This is a genomic window from Corynebacterium kozikiae (assembly GCF_024580965.1).
Lineage (GTDB): Bacteria > Actinomycetota > Actinomycetes > Mycobacteriales > Mycobacteriaceae > Corynebacterium > Corynebacterium kozikiae.
Window position 1 is genome coordinate 1 of sequence record NZ_JANIKJ010000062.1, and the last position, 429, is coordinate 429.

The following is a 429-nucleotide window of genomic DNA, read 5'->3' on the forward strand; positions in this document are numbered from 1 at the left end:
AGGCGGCCGTGACGCTGGCGCACCTGCTCGACCGCTTCGGCGATGCTGGCCGCGTCGGTCACGTCCAGTTGCAGGGCTTCGACCGGCAGGCCTTCAGCCTGCAGCTTCAGTGCCAGCTCCACCGCCGTATCGCGCTTGCGACCGGCCAGCAGCGTATGCACACCTGCCTGGGCCAGCTGGCGCACGGTTTCCAGGCCGATGCCACGGGTGGCGCCGGTGACCAGCGCGATCTTGTTCTGATGGGTATTCATGGATGCATGCCTTGTGGGTGGAAAGCCGCCGCCGGCCAGTGACCGGCGGCGACGGGGTTCCATGTCAGTGGTGGATGGTCGGCTCGCCGTGCTGCACCAGCTGGCCACCGCCGTTGCGGGTGACGAACTTGCGCAGGGCCACGTAGAACACCGGGGTGAGGAACAGGCCGAACAGGGT

Annotated in this window: 1 protein-coding gene; it reads right to left on the minus strand. The window is 67.8% G+C overall.

The features are described 5' to 3' along the window. The coding region (locus NQ018_RS11335; protein ID WP_257061031.1) for an SDR family NAD(P)-dependent oxidoreductase at positions 1-251 on the minus strand (251 nt) is incomplete at its 3' end. Between the last annotated feature and the right edge of the window lie 178 nt (positions 252-429).